16 protein-coding genes and 1 pseudogene are annotated in these 14,634 nt (G+C 65.9%); 14 read left to right on the top strand and 3 right to left on the bottom strand.

Annotated elements, in window-relative coordinates; genetic code table 11:
* The first annotated feature begins 52 nt into the window (after window positions 1-52).
* The 10 genes and pseudogenes from ACZ9CK_RS01825 (at window position 53) to ACZ9CK_RS01780 (ending at window position 8,303) form a co-directional block, all read left to right on the top strand.
* A complete protein-coding gene (locus ACZ9CK_RS01825; protein ID WP_476049062.1) occupies window positions 53-1,375 on the top strand; it encodes an ABC transporter substrate-binding protein in 1,323 nt (440 codons plus the stop codon).
* 16 nt (window positions 1,376-1,391) lie between these two features.
* Entirely contained in the window at window positions 1,392-2,363 is a 972-nt protein-coding gene (locus ACZ9CK_RS01820; RefSeq protein WP_426302078.1) for a carbohydrate ABC transporter permease, read from the top strand.
* Complete coding sequence (locus tag ACZ9CK_RS01815; RefSeq protein ID WP_426302077.1) at window positions 2,360-3,256, top strand: carbohydrate ABC transporter permease; 897 nt, start codon at window positions 2,360-2,362, stop codon at window positions 3,254-3,256. Before ACZ9CK_RS01820 ends, ACZ9CK_RS01815 begins: the two co-directional genes overlap by 4 nt.
* A gap of 66 nt (window positions 3,257-3,322) precedes the next feature.
* The gene (locus ACZ9CK_RS01810) at window positions 3,323-4,132 is read left to right on the top strand and encodes a sugar phosphate isomerase/epimerase family protein (protein WP_426302076.1); all 810 of its coding nucleotides are present in this window, start codon (window positions 3,323-3,325) and stop codon (window positions 4,130-4,132) included.
* Entirely contained in the window at window positions 4,129-5,289 is a 1,161-nt protein-coding gene (locus ACZ9CK_RS01805; protein ID WP_476049061.1) for a Gfo/Idh/MocA family protein, read from the top strand. The genes ACZ9CK_RS01810 and ACZ9CK_RS01805 overlap by 4 nt, the downstream gene beginning before the upstream one ends.
* A gap of 80 nt (window positions 5,290-5,369) precedes the next feature.
* Window positions 5,370-5,927, top strand: coding sequence for a TolB family protein (locus tag ACZ9CK_RS01800; protein ID WP_476049060.1), 558 nt, complete (start codon window positions 5,370-5,372; stop codon window positions 5,925-5,927).
* Complete coding sequence (locus ACZ9CK_RS01795; RefSeq protein ID WP_476049059.1) at window positions 5,839-6,288, top strand: TolB family protein; 450 nt, start codon at window positions 5,839-5,841, stop codon at window positions 6,286-6,288. The genes ACZ9CK_RS01800 and ACZ9CK_RS01795 overlap by 89 nt, the downstream gene beginning before the upstream one ends.
* A 4-nt stretch (window positions 6,289-6,292) precedes the next feature.
* Window positions 6,293-7,291 carry a Gfo/Idh/MocA family protein gene (locus ACZ9CK_RS01790; protein WP_476049058.1) on the top strand — a complete coding sequence of 333 codons (999 nt, stop codon included), beginning with the start codon at window positions 6,293-6,295 and terminating at the stop codon, window positions 7,289-7,291.
* Window positions 7,288-7,758 carry a heme-degrading domain-containing protein gene (locus ACZ9CK_RS01785; protein ID WP_476049057.1) on the top strand — a complete coding sequence of 157 codons (471 nt, stop codon included), beginning with the start codon at window positions 7,288-7,290 and terminating at the stop codon, window positions 7,756-7,758. Before ACZ9CK_RS01790 ends, ACZ9CK_RS01785 begins: the two co-directional genes overlap by 4 nt.
* A gap of 13 nt (window positions 7,759-7,771) precedes the next feature.
* A pseudogene (locus ACZ9CK_RS01780) lies at window positions 7,772-8,303 on the top strand (N-acetyltransferase family protein).
* Between the two features lies 1 nt (window position 8,304).
* Here ACZ9CK_RS01780 and ACZ9CK_RS01775 read toward each other — a convergent pair.
* The gene (locus ACZ9CK_RS01775; RefSeq protein ID WP_426302070.1) at window positions 8,305-9,321 is read right to left on the bottom strand and encodes a magnesium and cobalt transport protein CorA; all 1,017 of its coding nucleotides are present in this window, start codon (window positions 9,319-9,321) and stop codon (window positions 8,305-8,307) included.
* Between the two features lie 141 nt (window positions 9,322-9,462).
* Here ACZ9CK_RS01775 and ACZ9CK_RS01770 point away from each other — a divergent pair, with 141 nt between their 5' ends.
* Entirely contained in the window at window positions 9,463-10,161 is a 699-nt protein-coding gene (locus tag ACZ9CK_RS01770; protein ID WP_476049056.1) for a DsbA family oxidoreductase, read from the top strand.
* Between the two features lie 64 nt (window positions 10,162-10,225).
* On the top strand, window positions 10,226-10,882 hold the full coding sequence (locus tag ACZ9CK_RS01765) for a TetR/AcrR family transcriptional regulator (RefSeq protein WP_476049055.1): 657 nt from the start codon (window positions 10,226-10,228) through the stop codon (window positions 10,880-10,882).
* A 34-nt stretch (window positions 10,883-10,916) separates the two neighbouring features.
* On the opposite strand, the gene ACZ9CK_RS01760 is transcribed toward ACZ9CK_RS01765, so the two are convergent.
* Entirely contained in the window at window positions 10,917-11,582 is a 666-nt protein-coding gene (locus tag ACZ9CK_RS01760; protein WP_426302067.1) for a LytR C-terminal domain-containing protein, read from the bottom strand.
* On the bottom strand, window positions 11,575-11,874 hold the full coding sequence (locus tag ACZ9CK_RS01755) for a type II toxin-antitoxin system VapB family antitoxin (protein WP_074590616.1): 300 nt from the start codon (window positions 11,872-11,874) through the stop codon (window positions 11,575-11,577). The genes ACZ9CK_RS01760 and ACZ9CK_RS01755 overlap by 8 nt, the downstream gene beginning before the upstream one ends.
* Before the next feature lie 140 nt (window positions 11,875-12,014).
* Here ACZ9CK_RS01755 and ACZ9CK_RS01750 point away from each other — a divergent pair, with 140 nt between their 5' ends.
* Entirely contained in the window at window positions 12,015-12,926 is a 912-nt protein-coding gene (locus ACZ9CK_RS01750) for a Cof-type HAD-IIB family hydrolase (RefSeq protein WP_426302065.1), read from the top strand.
* A 66-nt stretch (window positions 12,927-12,992) separates the two neighbouring features.
* The gene (locus ACZ9CK_RS01745) at window positions 12,993-14,582 is read left to right on the top strand and encodes a stealth family protein (protein WP_476050837.1); all 1,590 of its coding nucleotides are present in this window, start codon (window positions 12,993-12,995) and stop codon (window positions 14,580-14,582) included.
* Window positions 14,583-14,634 lie beyond the last annotated feature (52 nt).

Below are 14,634 nucleotides of genomic sequence, written 5' to 3'. Positions count from 1 at the left end.
CGGGGCCGGACCGACCCTGCGCCGTAGCAGTCGGTCCCGAAAGGAGAAGAACATGAATGCAACGACGGAACGGAACCGTTCCTTTTCCCGTCGCGGTTTCCTCGGCCTGACCGCCGCGGCTGCCTCGGTGCCGCTGCTGGCCGCCTGCGGGGGCGGCTCGGCGTCCAAGACCGGAAGCGGCGATGCCATCAAGTTCTGGGACATGCCGTGGGGCACGCCGGCCTACAACGATGCCGCCAAGAAGATCACCGAAGGCTATGCACCCAGCGGCTCGAACCTGAAGGCCAGCTACCAGACCATCCAGTGGAACAACTTCTACCAGACCTTCTCCTCGGCCATCGCCTCCAAGACCGGCCCCGCGGTTTCCACCGGTGGCGGTTTCCAGGCGTTCCAGTTCGAGCAGCAGGGTGCCATCGCCTACGCGGACAAGGTCATCGACGCCCTCAAGAAGAACGGCCAGTTCGACGATTTCCTGCCCGGCGTCATTGATCCCTTCAAGTCGGACAAGGGCTACATCGCCGTCCCGTGGCAGCTGGACATGCGCGTCAACTGGTACCGCAAGTCCCTGTTCGACAAGGCCGGCGTCGCCGTCCCCACGGATTGGAACGGGCTCCTGGAGGCCGGCAAGGCACTGAAGAAGATCGGCGCCGTCGGCTTCATGACCGGCGCCGGAGCCGGCAACTTCCTCGGCAACCACGCCGTCATCCAGATGATCGTCAACAACGGCGGCGGCGTCTGGGACGAGAACGGCCAGGTCGACGTCATGAACGACCGCAACGTGGAGGCGATCGAGTTCATGTACGAGCTCTACTCCAACGGAATCATCGACCCCGCGGGCGTCAGCTACAACCAGGACAACCACGACGCCCAGTGGAAAAACAAGAGCAAGGCCGCGTACGGCCCCCACGTCTTCGGCCTCACCAATCGCGTCGGCGACAGCAGCGGCGACCTCCTCGTGGCCGACCCGATTGCCGGTCCGCACGGGGACAAGGCCACCCTGGTGTTCCCGAACAACATCATGCTGTACAAGAACACTCCCAACCAGGAAGCTTCCGAGGCCTTCCTTGTCTACTACCTCGGCAAGCTCAAGGACCTCTGGCAGCAGAAGCTCATGAACGCCCTGCCCGTCTTCAAGTCCATCACCGAGCTCCCCGAGTTCACCGCTGACGCCAACAACGTCAAGATCGTCAAGGACTGGCAGCCCATCGCCAAGACGTTCGCGGCCCGCAGCACCAAGCTCACCGCCAACACTGCGGTGCTCGACGGCGGCCAGGCCCTGACCCAGTTCGCCCAGACTGTCCTGACCGGAAAGGGCGATGCCAAGACCGCGCTGAAGGCCTTCGAATCCGGCCTCAAGCAGGTCGTGAAGTCCTGACGCGGAAGGCACTCCGATGACTACCGTAAATTCGGGTCTTGCCCGGGCCCGCCGCGGGGTAGCCCCCGGCGGTTCGGGCCGCCCGTCACCAAGCCGTACAAGCCTGAACCGCGCGAGCAAGCTGCACGGCCAGACCAGCCGGACCTATTTCTGGCTGATCCTGCCCTCCGTGCTGCTCCTCGTGCTGATCAACGGCTACCCGCTAATCTACGCCGGGGTCCAGGCCACCCACGATGGCTCCCTGATCGACGCCGGCAACTTCGTCGGCGTCGACAACTTCACCTCGGTCCTGGGCTCCGAAGCGTTCTGGAAGGCCGTCCAGTTCACCATCGTCTTCACGATCGTAGGCGTCTTCGGCTCCTGGGCCGTCGGCCTCGGCCTGGCCCTGCTGCTGAGGACCCGCATCCCGGCCGGCGGACTGTTCAAAGTGCTGCTCCTGCTCCCCTGGGTGGTGCCGATCGTTGTCTCCTCCACCGCCTGGAACTGGCTCGTGGCCTCCCCGGACAGCCCCACGAACAAGGTGTTCACGGCCCTAGGCCTGGAAACCCCGCTGTTCCTGGCCGATCCGACCCTGGCCGCCATCACCGTGTGCCTGTTCAAGGTCTGGGTCAGCTTCCCGTTCATGATGATGATGAGCGCCGGCGCCCTCACCTCCGTGGACAACACCGTCTACGAAGCAGCCAGCATGGACGGCGCCAGCCGCTGGCAGCAGTTCACCGGCATCACCCTGCCGCTGACCGCGCGCTCCACCTACATCTCGTGGATCCTCATGACGATCTTCTGCGTCAACGACTTCCCCACCATCTACCTGCTCACCGGCGGCGGACCCGTCGACGCCACCACCTCGCTCGTGGTCTACGCCTACCGCAAGGTCTTCCAGGACTTCCAGACCGGGCCCGGCGTCGCTGTCGCGTTCCTCATGACCATCACGCTCGTGATCGTCTCAACCCTCCTCTACCGCCAGATCCGAAAGTCGAGCGTCGAATGAGCACCGTCCTGCACACCCATACGGCGCCCCCCGCCGGTGTCGGCCAGTTCAACGCAAACGGACGCAAGCGCCGTCCCGTCTCCGAAGCAGGGATGCGCGGCCGCTGGTGGCGGTTCGCGCTCATCCTGGCGGTCACCGCCGTCGTACTGGTCCCGATCGGCGCCGTCGTGGTCCTCGCGGTCCTGCCCGCCTCGGCGAGCTCGACCACGGGCCTGACCCTGGAGAACTTCAGCGGCGTCTTCGAGAAGACACTCGCATCGACCTGGCTCGCCAACAGCCTCGTGGTGACCCTGGCGACGGTAGTCGTCTCCGTCGCCGTCGCGGCCCCCGCCGGGTACGTCCTCTCGCGCGGCAAATCGAAGGCCGTCTCCGGTTATTCGCTGCTGCTGTTCGTCATGCAGTCGCTGCCCATCATCACCTCCGTGGTGCCGCTCTTCATCCTGTTCGCGAACCTTGGGCTGGTGGACAACCTGCTTGGCATCACGATCGTCTACGTCGCCTCGACCATGTCCGTGGCCACCTGGATGATGGCCGCCTACTTCGACTCCATCCCGGTCAGCCTCGAGGAAGCATCGTGGATCGACGGGTGCTCCGTGTTCGGCTCGTTCCTCAAGGTAGTGCTGCGCAACAGCCTCCCGGGCGTGCTCTCGACGGCGATCTTCGCCTTCCTGCTCGCCTGGAACGACTATCTGGTGGCCATCGTCTTCCTCCGCTCCAACGAGATCTTCACCCTGCCGGTGGGCGTGCAGTCCTTCTTCCAGCAGAACGCCACCGACTGGGGTTCCGTCATGGCCCTTGCCGTGGTCATGATGGTTCCACCGATCTTCGTCTTCGCGGCCCTCAACAAGTACTTCAGCGTCGGCGGCATCGGCGGATCCCTCGCCGGCCGCTGACCTGCACAAACAGCCTGAAAACCACACCTGGCCTCCGGGCCGGGAAAGACAAGAAGAGAGAGAAACATGAGTCTTTCGGTCCAGCTCTATTCGGTCCGCGATGCGGTCGAATCCGACCTCGGCGGCACCCTTGAACGCCTCGCCGGAATCGGCCTCACCCAGGTGGAGCCCTACAACTTCGCCGCCACGGTCGACGCCCTCGAGGAGGGTCTCAAGTCCGCCGGCCTTACGGCGCCGACCGGCCACGCCCCGCTCCTGTCTTCGGACCAGGACGAAATCTTCGCCGCCGCCAAGCGGCTGGGCATTGGCACGGTGATCGATCCCTTCACGCTGCCCGAGGAATGGCAAACGGAGGAAAGCGTCCGCTCCATCGCCGAGCGGGTTAACGCCGCCGCGAAGAAGGGGGCCCAATACGGCCTCCGTGTGGGCTACCACAACCATTACTGGGAAGTGGCCTCCACCATCAACGGCGTCACGGCCCTGGAGTTCTTCGCCGGGCTGCTCGACCCCGAGGTCGTCCTCGAGGTGGACACCTACTGGGTGGCGGCCGGGGGCCAGGACCCGGTCGAATACCTGAAGAAGTTCGGCGACCGGGTGGTTGCCATCCACGTCAAGGACGGCCCCATCACCCAGTTCCCGGGCGACCGCTTCGACGTCGAGGAGCTGGGCAAGGTCACCGCCACCCAGCTTCCGGCCGGCGAGGGTGAACTGGACATCCGGAGCATCATCAAGGCACCGTCCGCGCTCGAAGTCGGAGTCATCGAATTCGACGCCTACGGCGGCGACATCTTCGAAGGCATCGCGGCGTCTTTTGCCTACCTCACGGCCGGCGACACCACCGGCGAAGCCGCAGGCACCGAGGCGGCCGCCAAATGAACAAGGGCAAGGTCGGCGTCGCCCTTATCGGCGCCGGAAACATCAGCACCCAGTATCTGGACAACCTGACGAAGTTCCCGGACCTTGAAGTCATCGCCATCACGGACATGTTCCCCGAGGCAGCGAAGGCCCGCGCGGAGGAGTACGGAGTGGCGCGGCACGGCACTCCGGAGCTTGCGCTGGAGCACCCGGACGTCGAGATCATCGTCAACCTGACCATCCCCGCAGCCCATGCCGAGGTCGGCCGGCAGGCCATCCGTGCCGGAAAGCACGTGTGGAGCGAGAAGCCCGTTGCCCTCGACCGCGAAAGCGGCCGGGAACTGCTGGCCGAAGCCGAAGCCGCCGGGCTGCGCGTCGGCTGCGCACCGGACACCTTCCTGGGCGCGGGGCTGCAGACTGCGATCCGGGCGATCCAGCGCGGCGACATCGGGAGGCCGCTGTCCGCCCAGACCGTGATGCAGTACCCGGGTCCGGACCTGTGGCACCCGAACCCGTCCTTCCTGTTCCAGAAGGGCGCAGGGCCGCTCTTCGACATGGGCCCGTACTACGTCACCGCCCTGGTCCAGGCGTTCGGCAGTGCCCGCCGCGTCGCCGCCATGGGCTCCAAGGCCTGGGAGGTCCGCAAGGTCCACACCGGCCCCAAGGAAGGCGAGGAGTTCCAGGTCGAGGTGCCCACGCACGTGAGCGCGCAGATCCAGTTCGAGGAAGGTGCCATCTCGCACAGCACCTTCAGTTTCCAGTCGGCCTACATGAATTTCGGCTACGTGGAGATCTCCGGTTCCGAAGGCAGCCTGCTGGTGCCGGACCCGAACAACTTCGACGGCGAACTCAAGATCATCCGCCCCGGCGAGGAGGACTGGACGGTCGTTCCGACCACCGGCCCGGCCAACGGCCGCGGCATGGGTGTCCTTGACATGGCGCGTTCGATCCGCGCCGGGGTGCCGCACCGCGCCACAGGAGAGCTTGCGTTCCACGTCCTGGACACGATGATCGCCATCTCGGAGTCCGTTGACTCAGGCACGTTCGTCGACGTCGCCAGTTCCGCACCATCGTCGGCTCCCCTCCCCGAGGACTGGGCACCGGAAAGCGCCACCCTTGACACGCCGTCGTCGGTTCCCCTACCCGAGGACCGCGCGCCGGAAAACGCCACCCTCTAAGCCCGGTTTCTTCGACGTCCCGGCCTTCGAGCAGAAAAAGCTTGTCGGCCGGGACGCCGCCACCCAGGACCAGCTACCTCATGAACTCAACAAAATCGCCCGACCGTGGCGACGGTTTCCGCACCCTCCAAGCCGGGCAGCGCAGCGAGGTGTGGATCGCGTCCACGAACGGGGAAGCCGAGCTGGCCTACGGCACCGATGAGCTGCTGCTTGAAGCACCCAACTGGACCATCGACGGCACGGCACTTGTCCTCAACGGGAACGGGAAGCTGTGGACGCTCGACGTTTCCGCCAGGGAGCTCACCGAGGTCCCCCTCACCGGCATCCCCGAACTCAACAACGACCACGTGCTGGCACCGGACGGCGAAACCATCTTCCTCTCCGCCAACGACAGCCATATCTACCGGGCAGCCCTCACCGGCGGCAGAGCTGAACGCGTCACCAAGGACGACGGCTCCTTCCATTTCCCTCCACGGCGTCAGCCCGGACGGGAAGGAACTGGCGTACGTGGGGATTGTGGGCGGGGACTTCACGCAGCCCGGTCGCCTGATGACCATAGCGTCCGACGGCGGTGCTACCGCCGCCGTCGACGCCGGACCCGGGCATTGCGACGGGCCGGAGTACTCGCCGGACGGTGAGTGGTTTTACCTGAACACGGAGTCCTTCTCTTCCGTTCCCGGGCATGCCCAAATCGCCCGCATCCGCGTTGACGGGACCGGCTTCGAACAGCTCCTCAAAAGCGACACCGTCGACTGGTTCCCGCATCTCTCCCCCGACGGCCGCCTGGCCAGCTACATCCGGTTCCCCGGCGGTACCGTTGGCCACCCCGGGGACTTGCCGGTCGCCGTCGTACTTGTCTCCACGGCCGACTGGAAAACCCCGCTGCATTCATGGCCGCTGTTCGGCGGTCAGGGTACGCTCAACGTCAACAGCTGGTCGCCCGACTCGGAGCGCTTCGCCTTCGTGGCCTACCCGCTGCCCAAGCAAACAGAGGACTGAACACGTGTCACTTTCCGATGGGAAAATCCGCTGGGGAATCCTTGGAACGGGTTTCATCGCGGGGCTTCAAACCCAGGACCTGCTTGAGAACGGGTTCACGGTGCAGGCGGTGGGATCGCGTTCCCTGGACTCGAGCAAAGCGTTCGCCGGGAAACACGGCGTGCCCACCGCGCACGGCAGCTACGAGGAACTCGTCGCAGACCCGGATGTCGACGTCATCTACATCGCCACTCCGCACCCCTTCCACCACGCGAATGCCCTGCGGGCCCTCAACGCGGGAAAGCACGTCCTGGTGGAAAAGTCGTTCAGTATGAACGCCCGCGAGGCCCAGGAGATCCTTGATCTGGCCTCATCCAAGGGACTGGTGGCGTTGGAGGCCATGTGGACCCGGTTCCTGCCGCATATGGTCCGCCTCCGCGAAGTCATCCAGGCCGGGACCATCGGCCAGGTCCGAAAAGTGGTGGCCAGCCACAACCAGAGCCTGCCCAAGGACCCGGCCCACCGGCTGAACGATCCCGCACTGGGTGGCGGGGCGCTGCTGGACCTTGGCATTTACCCCATCTCCTTCGCGTTCGACATCCTTGGCACCCCGTCCCGGATCCATGCGAGCGCCTCGATGACGGCTACCGGTGTGGACCGCCAGACTGCTGCGGTCTTCGACTACCCCGACGGCCAGCAGGCGATCGTGGATTGCGAGCTCGATGCCGCCAGCGCCAACCGTGCCCTGGTTGTTGGGACGGACGGGTGGATCGACATCGAGCACACCTGGTACACCCCCGTCGCCTTCACCGCGTTTGCCGTGGACGGCAGCGTGGTGGAACGCTTCGAGCAGCCCGTGAACAGCCGCGGCATGCAGTTCCAGGCGGCCGAGATCGAGCGCTTGGTTGCGGCCGGCGAAACGGCAGGCACCATCCTGCCGCCGGAAGAAACAGTCGCGATCATGGCCGCCATGGACGAAATCCGCCGCCAGATCGGCTTGAGCTACGCCGCGGACGCAGCATGACCGTCTCACAGCGCCTGGCCGAGCTCCGCCAGCAGGAAGAGGAGTTGGTCTTCGCCAGATTCGACAATCACGACGCGTGGCGGCTCGGGTCCCTCATCGCCGACCATGCCATCTCTTCAGGTTTTGGAGTTGCGATCGACATCCGCCGCCACAACCTCGTGCTCTTCCGCTGTGTCCTCCCCGGAGCCACGGCTGACCAGGAAGAGTGGATCCGCCGGAAGTCCGCCTCGGTGCTCCGCTTTGAGCGCAGCACTGCGCTCTTGTCGGAGCAATTCACGGATTTCGACCCCCTCCAGCGCGGCTGGCTCGCGCCCGAGGACTACACCCTGGCCGGCGGTTCGTTCCCCATCCGGGTCCGCGGTGCCGGTGTGATTGCTGCGATCACGGTGTCCGGGCTTGCCTCCGACGAGGACCACCAACTGGTGGTTGAAGGAATCCGGAACTACCTCAAGACAGTCGGCGCCTAGGAGGTCGACCCACGTGACCGAGACGATCCGCACCGCCACAGAGAACGACGCCGGCGCCCTCGCCAGGCTTGCCGCCGTCACCTTTCCGCTCGCTTGCCCGCCGGGGTCCTCTCCCGAGGACATCGCCGCCCATTTGCGCGGCACTCTCAGCGCCGAAAAGTTCGCCCAGTACCTCGCCGATCCGGACATCACCATCCTGGTGATCGACGGCGGGGAGGGCCTGCACGGCTACAGCATGCTGGTGTACCGCCCCGCACAGGATCCTGCCGTGGCCGCTGCACTGACCCTGCTGCCTTCTGCGGAACTCAGCAAATGCTACGTCCACCCGGAACATCACGGTCTCGGCGCCGCTGCCAGGCTCATGACGGGCACGCTTGAGCGGGCAACCACCCTGGGTGCGGCAGGGGTGTGGGGGGGTCAACATCGAGAACGCGAAGGCCATCCGCTTCTATGAGAAGAGCGGTTTCCGGAAGATCGGCACCAAATCATTCCGGCTCGGCACCACGCTGGAACACGACTTCGTCATGGAACTCGCGGTCCGGTAGCTCAGATCCACTTGTTGTGCTTGAAGGTCCAGTACAGGACCAGGCCCATCCCCAACATCAGGCCCAGTGCCATGGGGTAGCCGAAGAGCCAGTCGAGTTCTGGCATGACGCGGAAGTTCATGCCATAGATGGTGCCCACCAGGGTTGGCGCGAAGAGGATTGCCGCCCAGGATGAGATGCGTTTGACCTGTTCGTTCTGGGCAAAGCTGGATTCGGTCAGCCGGCGCATCTCGTCGTTCTGTCGTTGCGCCACGACGGTGGCGCTGACCATGAGGGCGTTCTGCAGCAGGGCCCGGAAGGAGTTGATCCGCTCGGCCAGGCGCAGGGAGTGGTCCAGGACGTCCCGGAGCGGATCCACGAGCTCCGGGGCGAGCGAGTGGTCCGGCGTGCCCGCGGCGAGTGTCTGCAGGATCCCGGTAAGTGGCCCCGTGGCGCGCTGGAACATGATGACCTGGCGGGAAAGCTCATAGATCCGCCGGGAAACCTCCGGGTCACCGCCGAACAGGCCGTCCTCGATTTCATCGATGTCGTTTTCGAGGCCCGCCGCGACGGGTTCGTATTCATCGACCACCTGGTCCAGGATGGCGTAAAGCACGGCGTCCGGCCCCAGCGCGAGGAACTCCGGCTGGGACTCCATGCGCTGGCGCACGCGGTGGAGGTCCGGCGATTCCGCGTGGCGCACGGTGATCACGAAGTCGGGCCCAACGCAGATGTGGATTTCGCCGAAGTCCACCTTCTCTTCGGCGTCGAGGTAGCGGGCGGGCCGCAGGACGACGAAAAGGATGTCGCCGTAGTAGTCCAGTTTCGCCCGCTGGTGACCCGTGAGGGCGTCTTCGACGGCGAGGGCGCTGAGGCCGAATTCCCCTGCCACCGACCGGAGCTCTTCGGCTTCTGGCCGGTACAAGCCGATCCATGCCATGCCTTCGCGTTGGCGCAGCAGGAAGTAGGTCTCCTCGAGCCCTTCCGGATCCGCTGTCCGGCGGCCGTCCACGTAGACGGCGTTATCGACAATCGTCACGGCTGGGCCTCCTTCATCGGACGGACATCCCCTGGCTGAGACGCTATCCCGTCCCGGCACCGCTGCCAACAGGACGCGCGGTGTGAGCAAGCCGACTGCGCCGGGCGGAATGCCGGGCCGGCCGGGGCGGTTGTCGCCTTCATGAAGATTGAGATCTGGTCCGATGTCGCGTGCCCGTGGTGCTACATCGGCAAGCGCCGCTTTGAGTCCGCCCTCGCCGATTTTCCGCACCGGGATTCCGTGGAGGTGCAGTGGCGCAGCTACCAGCTGGACCCCACCATTACTGAGCACTACGACGGCACGGAGCTGGACTATCTCAGCAAGCGCAAGGGCATGGCCCCGGAGCAGGTCAGCCGGATGTTCGAGCACGTGGCCGAACAGGCCAAGGGCGAGGGGCTGAACTACCGCTTCGACGCCGTCGTCGTGGCCAACAGCTTCACGGCCCACCGCCTCATCCACCTCGCCGCCGCCCACGGTTTGCAGGACGCCGCCAAGGAACGCCTGCTCAGCGACCATTTCGAGCACGGCAAGGACATCGGCAACAAGGGGTACCTGACCGGCCTCGGCCTGGAACTGGGCCTGCCCGCCGATGAAATCGCCGGGCTCTTCGAGAGCGACAAGTACGCCGAGGACGTCCGCCGCGACATCGCAGAGGCCCGGGCCATCGGCGTCACGGGCGTGCCGTTCTTCGTGATCGACCGCAAGTACGGCCTCTCCGGCGCCCAGCCGGCCGAGGTCTTCACCCAGGCCCTGGACCAGGCGTGGCAGGAAGCGAACCCGCTGGTCGCCGTCGGCAGCTCCGACGCCGAAGCGTGCGGCCCGGACGGCTGCGCCATCTAGCCTCCCGCGCCCAAGCCCACGGGAAAAGCCGGGGTTTGCTGACAGATCCCTGTAAAGTGTCTCTATGCCCAGGATCACCGCCACGAGCAACGCGGCACAGCGCGCCGAGACCCAACGCCGGATCCTGACAGCCTTCGGGGAACTCCTCTTCACGCACGGCCTGCCCGGGCTGACCATGACCGACGTCGCCCGGCACGCCGGAGTGGGGCGCACCGCCGTCTACAACTACTACGCGGACATGGAACAGCTCCTCATCGCTTACGCCCTGGACGAGACCGAGCGCTTCCTCGGGGACCTGCGGTCCTCGCTCGCGGAGCTGGACAACCCCGTGGACCGGCTCGCGCTCTACGTCCGCGCCCAGGTGGAGGACCTCAGCCGCCGCCATCTGCCGCCCGGCCCGGCCATGGCCGCCGTGCTCTCCCCCGGGTCGTTCGCCAAGCTGGCGGACCATGTCGGCGAGCTGAACCTGCTGCTCGAGGACATCCTGCGCGACGGCGTCGCGGCCGGCTACCTGCCCAAGGCGGACGTCCCGCAACTCGCCCGGCTCATCCACGGCACTCTTTCCTCCAGCGCCGCACGGTCCTCCGGTACACAGCACGGGGGCGCCGCGGGCGACGGCCAGCCTACCTTTGAAGACCGCCTCACGCAGACGGTCCGGTTCATCCAGCTCGGCGCCGGCGCAAGGTTCGACGACGGCGGCACGCCGCTGCGCTTCAAGTAATGCAGCTCTAAGTGATGCTCCGGCTGAAGTAACCCTAGGGAGCTGCGGACGGCAGGACCGGCCGCCTGGCGTCGTCGGCGATCCGGCGCGTTTCCCGCGGGCAGCTGAGCTTGCCCGGCGTCTGGTCCACGAGGCCGGGCTTCACCAGTGCCTGGAACCCCGGCGCGAGCAGCAGGTCCACGGAGGCATCCGATCGGTCATCCTGGTAATAGTCCGTTCCCGCGACATTCCGCTGGATGTTGAACGCGGCGGCCTGCCCGGCGGATCCCGAGATGACCTGCGCCGTACCGCTGTAGCGGGTCTGCGCGTTGTCCACCTTGCCCACCTTGTAACCGCGGGCCTTCAGCTGGTCCGCGACGCTCTTGGCCAGGCCGGTGCGGCCGGTGGCGTTGTAGACGTGGACGGTCACTTTGCCGTTGGGGAGGTAGTGGAACGTCGTAGTGGGGCACACCTCCTGCGGAGCCTTGCTGGCGACCGTGTCCGGGAACCTGACCACTCCGGTCATGACCGCCCAGGCGCCCACGATGCCGGCGATGATCAATCCGAGCAGCAGGGTAAGGACCACCCCGTGGAACAGCCGGCGGCGGAAGCCTCCCGGATGTCCGGGGTTTTCTTCCTCGGCGAAGGTGGCACGCAGTTCCGGACCTGTGACTACGCGGTGCCCGTGGAGGCGGGTGAGGTCCTTCGGCTTCCTAGCCATCAATGACCAATACCCGGGCGTGTATTGCGGTGCGCTGGTGCAGGGCCGTGCGGACTGCCCGGTGGAGCCCGTCCTCGAGGTACATGACCCCCTGGTACTGCACGACGTGCGGGAACAGGTCTCCGAAGAAGGTGGAATCCTCGGCCAGCAGGGCTTCGAGATCCAGGGTGCGCTTGGTGGTGACCAGTTCGTCGAGCCGCACCGGACGCGGGGGCAGCGAGGCCCAGTCCTTGGGCGTGGAAAAACCATGGTCGGGGTACGGGCGTCCCTCGCCCACAGCTTTGAAGATCACGGTGCAAGCCTAAGTAACGACGGCGGCCAATGAAACTTTCGCCGCTTCCTGCCTGTCGCTTTGTGGCCAAACGGTGACCATCGCCGTCGCCGTCCGTCACACCTCCGTCACATGTCCGGCTGCTGCGCCAAAATGGAAGCATGACTGTTCCGAGCTCCGGCACCCCCCGCCCCGCATCGCCAGCCCTCGCGCTCCTTCTCGACGTCGACGGTCCGGTGGCCAGCCCCGTCACCCGTGAGGTGAAGCCGGACATCATTGCCGATCTTGTGGCATTGGCCGCGGCCGGCATCCCGGTCATCTTCAACACCGGCCGGTCGGACGCCTTCATCCGGGAACAGGTCATGGCGCCGATGATCGCCGCCGGAATGCCCTCCGGCACGGTGATCCACGCGATCTGCGAAAAGGGCGCCGTCTGGTTCAGCTACACGGCCGAGGGGGCGGGGCCGGTACACGTGGACCACGGGCTCGCGGTGCCCAAGGCTTACGGCGACGACATCCGCCGCCTGGTGGCCGAGGACTACTCATCCCACATGTTCTTCGACGAGACCAAGCGGGCCATGGTGTCCGTGGAACAGCACATCGACGTACCCAGCGAGGACTACCTGGCCGAGCAAAAACTGTTCGACGCCGACGCCCTGGAGCTCCTGGGCCGGCATGGCCTGTCCGCGGCGATCCTGGACCATCACGCACCGCAATCAGATGACACCGGCGACTACCGCCTGGACCCCACCATCATCTCCACGGACATCGAATCCGTCCGGCTTGGCAAGGACCTCGGCGCCAGCCGCGCGGTGGAACTGCTGGCGGCCCAGGGCATCACCCCGCAGGCGTGGCGCACCGTGGGCGATTCCCGCACCGACTACGCCATGGCCGACTGGCTCCACCACAACGACCACGAGGTCCAGCACCTGGACGTCCGCCCCGCGGACGGCGTGCCGGAGAAGCCGTACCGTATCCTGACGGCGGCGGACCGTGGCCTCGGCGAGGATGTCATCCACGACGACGCCGGCGGCGCCTTCCTGCGCATCTGGCGGCAGGAGCACGCCGGCTGAGTCCCTGCCGGTCGAGTGCCGGATCCGCATCTTGAGTACCTGATCCATGAATACCGGAGCGCAACCATCACCCAAACACAGTTTGACCCCGTCTACCACGGCAGCCCCTCCACCGAACCCGATGAGGTAGCGGAGGCCGGCTCCCCCGCGGTCCTGGCCAGGCTCAAGCACCGGCCGGACATCGTCCGGCACAACGGCCGCTACGCCCTCATCAACCAGGACCAGACGCCGCAGCAGGCCATGGTGGAGGACCTCCTGGCCATCAGGGCGGCGTTGGACGCGGCAGGCATTGAGTTCATCTTGGTCCGCGGCAATTCCGAACGGCCCGTGATTGCCGTGGACTGGGAGGACCGCAAGAAGCTGCGGGAGTCCTTGGCCGAGGCCTTCCGGGACGAGCCCTTCTACTCGATGACCGTGGACGCACGGAAGAAATCCTCTGTCCTGGTGGCAGATGGCAGCATGTCCGCGAACCGCAAGGCCCGGATCTTCCGCTTGTACCGCCCACGGGTGGAACCGGTGGGTGGCCTGCAGTACGGTCCGGGGCTCGGGGTCCAGCTGGAGCTGTGGAGCTTCGAAGACGATCAGCTGATCCTGCCCGTGGAAAACTCGCTGACCCGCCGCACCATGCTGCGCCAGGACGCCGTGCGGGGCAGCGTGGAGCGCCACGGGCTGAGCTGGCCGACCATCGAGAACATGTTCGCGGACCATGCCTCGGACATCGACTTCGACATCGACATCGTCTTTTCCTGGGTGGACGGCAACGATCCGGAGTATGTGGCCGCCCGCCGCGCCCACATGGAGGGTGCGGTGGTGGGCGAAGGGGACGCGCACGAAGCCCGTTTCCGGCAGATCAACGAGCTCAAGTACGCCCTGCGCTCGGTGTACATGTACGCTCCGTGGATCCGGCGGATCTTCATTGCCACGGATTCACCTGTCCCCGCCTGGCTCGCGGACCACCCCCGCGTGAAGATTGTGCGCAGCGAGGAATTCTTCAGCGATCCCTCGGTGCTGCCTACGTACAACTCGCAGGCTGTCGAATGCCAACTGCACCACATCGATGGCCTCTCGGAACATTTCCTGTACTCCAATGACGACATGTTCTTCGGCAGGCCAGTGGGCCCGGACATGTTCTTCACTCCGGGAGGAATCACCAAGTTCATCGAGGCGGAGACCCGGATCGGCCTGGGCGCGAGCGACGCCGAGCGCAGCGGATTCGAAAACGCCGCGCGGGTGAACCGGAAGCTGCTGTGGGACCGCTTTGGGCGCATCACCACCCGGCATCTGGAGCACACGGCGGCGCCCCTCCGGCGCAGTGTCATGGCCACCATGGAGCAGGAATTCGCCGAGGAGTTCGCCCGGACGGCCGCCAGCACTTTCCGCGCCGCGGACAACATCTCGGTGACCAACTCCTTCTACCACTACTACGCCCTGCTCACCGGCCGCGCCGTCACTCAGACCGACGCCAAGGTCAGGTACGTGGACACCACCCAGTGGGCCGGGCTGCACTACCTGCCCAAGCTGCTGGCCAAGCGCAACATGGATTTCTTCTGCCTCAACGACGGCAGCTTCCCGGAAGTAGCAGCGGAGGAACGCGCCGAATTGGTGGTCGATTTCCTGGAGAAGTACTTCCCGCTCAAAGCACCTTGGGAGAAGTAGCCTGGCGTCCGGTCAGCTCCGGGTGTTTGATGGTGGCTGGCGCACAAGCGGC

The organism is Arthrobacter sp. TE26545 (assembly GCF_056279005.1).
Note: the sequence above shows the minus strand (reverse complement) of the source record. Positions and strands in the feature narration are given on the sequence as shown.